We start from the raw sequence: 3,330 nt of genomic DNA on the forward strand, positions 1-3,330 counted from the left end.
TCACCTCTTCCGACTGGTAGGCAGCCACCAGCTTCTTCACCCACGGCTTGTCCTTGTCCTGGGTGCGCACCGCGATGATGTTCGCGTACGGGCTGTGGATGTCTTCCAGCGCGATGGCGTTGCGGGTCGGCTGCAGGCCGGCGGCCAGCGCGTAGTTGGTGTTGATCACGGCCGCCGCCACATCGGGCAACGCGCGCGCCAGTTGCGCCGCGTCGAGTTCGACGATCTTCAGCTTCTTCGGATTGTCGCTGACGTCCAGCGGCGTCGCGTTGACGCCATTGGTGCCCACCCCGCTCTTGAGCTTGATCACGCCTTGCGCGGCCAGCAGCAGCAGCGCGCGGTTCTCGTTGGAGGGATCGTTGGGAACGGCCACCCTGGCGCCTTGCGGCAGGTCCTTGGGCGACTTCAGCTTTTGCGAGTAGATGCCCAGCGGCGAGATGTACGTGTAGCCCACGCTGACCATCTTGTAGCCGCGCTGCTTGACCTGGCTGTCGAGATAGGGCTGGTGCTGGAAGCTGTTGGCGTCGAGGTCGCCGGCGTCGAGCGCGGCGTTGGGCTGCACGTAGTCGTTGAACTCCACGACCTTGATACTCAGGCCTTCGCGCTTGGCGACTTTCTGGACCACTTGCCAGACCTGCGCGTCCGGACCGCTGACCGTGCCGACGCGCAAGGTCTGTTCCTGCGCCGGCGCGGCGCCCGAGGCCACGATGCCAAGCGTGGCGATCGCGATGGACAGGGTTTTCTGGATCGAGGGATAAAACATGGTGCTGCTATTCCTTTGTGCTCTTTGTACGCTTTGTACTGGTTCGGCTGATCCGGCGGGTTCGGCCCGTTTGCCCAATTCGGTCAAGCAAGATGCCGGGCATGAGAGTGTAAACGGACGCACGCCGCGCGCTCAATCCCCGCCCATCGCCTGCGTCTTCACTTTCGGCGCATCCTGCCAGCCGCCGCCGAGCGCGAGGAACAGGTTGATCTGATCCAGCGCGACCTGGCTTTCCGACGCGGCCAGCGAGGCTTCGGTGCTGGCCAGCGTACGGTCCGCATCGAGGCTGGACAGGTACGGCGAACGTCCGGCCTGGTAGAGCTGGCGGTTTTGCCGCGCCACCTCGTTGGCCTTGTCGCGGGCATCGCGCAGGGCCGCGGTGCGCTCCAGTTCACGCGTATAGCTGCTCAGCGCGGACTGCGTTTCGCGCAGTGCCTTGAGCACCACGCCGTCGAAGCGCGCGAGCGCCGCCTCGGCGCCGGCTTCGGTGCCATGGATGCGCGCGCGGGTGCCGCTGGTCGGAATGTTCCAGGTGATCAGCGGGCCGAAGCCCCAGTGCGCCGTCGGCGCCTGGCCAAGATGGTCCAGGATGCCGGTAAAGCCGGCGGAAGCGCCGATACGGATGGACGGATAGAGATCCGCCGTGGCGACGCCGATCTTTGCCGTGGCCGATGCGAGTTCGCGCTCGGCCTGGCGCACGTCGGGCCGGCGCTTGAGCAGCGCTGCGCCGTCGCCCACGGGCAAGGCCTGGCTCAGCCTGGGTTCTTCATGGCAGGCATATTCCGTCAGCGACGCGGCGGTGGGCGGCTTGCCCAGCATCACCGCCAGGCGGTACGCCGCGCCTTCCTGCTCGGCCTTGAAGCGTGGCAATGCAGCGCGCAGCGTGTCGGCCTGGGCCTGGGAGCGCAACAGGTCGACCGGCTGGCCGCGCCCCGCCTCTACCATCTTGCGCGCCAGTTCGACGCCGCGGCGCTGCAACTCGAGCTGGCGCTCGGCGACTTCCAGTTCATGCGTGGCGGCGCAGCCCTGCACATAGGCCCGCACCGTCTCCGCGGCCACGCCCACGCGCGCCTGGTCGAGCGCGGCCTGGCTGGCCTGCGCGCCGGCCAGCGCCGCTTCGTCCGCGCGTGCGAGCTTGCCGAAGAAGTCGATCAGGTAGGAGACGTTAAGGCCGACGTCGCCAAAGTTCATCACCGGAATCTTCTCTTCCTTGAGCAGCGGCTCTCCGGCGATCTGCCCGCGCTGCGCACCGGCCAGGAAACGGGCCTCGGGCAGGTTCTCCGCCTCCACCTCGTGATAGACCGCGATGGCGCGCTTGAGATTGGCGGCGGCGACGCGCAGATCCGTATTGGCGGTCAGCGCTTCCTGCACCAGCTTGTCGAGCCTGGGGTCGTCGTACAGGCGCCACCAGCCGTCGGGCACGGCGCCGATCGACACGGCCGGGTTGTCCGTGCCGAGCAAGGGGCCATTGGCGGCGGGCGCGTTCACGGTCGCATTTTCCGGCACGTGGTAATCGGGGCCGACGGTGGTGCAGGCGAACAGCAGCGGCACCAGGGCCGGCAGCAAGGCTAGGCGCAAGGCGTTCACTGCACGGCTCCGTGGGTTGCGGCAGCCTGGCCCGAGGCCGCGAGCTTGTCCTTGCCGGCCGGCTCGCGCACCGATACGGTGGCCGTGCGGCCCGCCACCAGCCGCAGATCGGCGGGCGGATTGTCCAGCACGATGCGCACCGGGATGCGTTGCGCGAGGCGGACCCAGTTGAAGGTCGGGTTCACGTTCGGCAGCAGGTTGGACCCGTTGCTGCGGTCCCGGTCCTCGATGCCGGCGGCAATGCTTTGCACATGGCCATGCAGCACGCCGGATTCGCCCATGATGCGGATCTCCACCGGATTGCCGATATGGATGCCATGCAGCTTGGTTTCCTCGAAATAGCCTTCCACGTGGAAGGAATTCGCGTCGACCATCGACAGCACCGGGCGGCCCGTGTTGACGTAGTCGCCAAGGCGCGGCAGCCGGTCGTTCAGGTAGCCATCCACCGGGCTGAGCACGATGGTGCGCTCCAGGTTGAGCCTGGCGATATTGACCGCCGCCTGCGCCTGCGCCAGCGCGGCTTCGCCTTGCTGGACCTTGGCCAGACCTTCTTCCACCACTTCCTTGGAAACCACCTCGGACAGCGCCTGGCTGCGCCGCGCCTCGCGGCGGGCCTGGGCCAGCGTGGCGCTTTGCGCGGCCACCGTGGCCTGCGCCTGCTGCAGCGCCAGCGCGAAGCGGTCGCGGTCGATCTCGAACAGCGGCTGGCCGCGCTGCACGCGCTGGTTGTCCTTGACCAGGACCTTGGTCACCAGGCCGGACACGTCAGGCGCGATCTGCACCACGTCGGCGCGGATATGGCCGTCGCGCGTCCATGGCGCGACCGTGTAGTAATCCCACAGGTGTTTGACGACGACGACCGCGACCGCGGTGACGACAAGGGTGAGGACGATGGGTCCAAGCGTACGAAGATTGAGTTTCATGACTGCAGCCGATAGGCCAGGTAGACGGTGCCACCCAGGACGATCCCGTATAAAGCC

General features: G+C 67.4%; 3 protein-coding genes. All 3 read right to left on the minus strand.

The genetic code is table 11. The features are described 5' to 3' along the window. Positions 1-763, minus strand: a 763-nt coding sequence (locus AC1DKD_RS40150) for a MetQ/NlpA family ABC transporter substrate-binding protein (RefSeq protein WP_477144641.1), incomplete at its 3' end; no start/stop codon positions are given. A 132-nt stretch (positions 764-895) separates the two neighbouring features. Beyond that, the gene (locus AC1DKD_RS40155; RefSeq protein WP_441629242.1) at positions 896-2,350 is read right to left on the minus strand and encodes an efflux transporter outer membrane subunit; all 1,455 of its coding nucleotides are present in this window, start codon (positions 2,348-2,350) and stop codon (positions 896-898) included. Then, positions 2,347-3,273 (minus strand): efflux RND transporter periplasmic adaptor subunit, encoded by a 927-nt coding sequence (locus tag AC1DKD_RS40160; RefSeq protein WP_441629240.1) that lies wholly within the window; start codon positions 3,271-3,273, stop codon positions 2,347-2,349. The genes AC1DKD_RS40155 and AC1DKD_RS40160 overlap by 4 nt, the downstream gene beginning before the upstream one ends. Between the last annotated feature and the right edge of the window lie 57 nt (positions 3,274-3,330).

The sequence above is a fragment of the Cupriavidus sp. 05T313 genome, assembly GCF_056396665.1.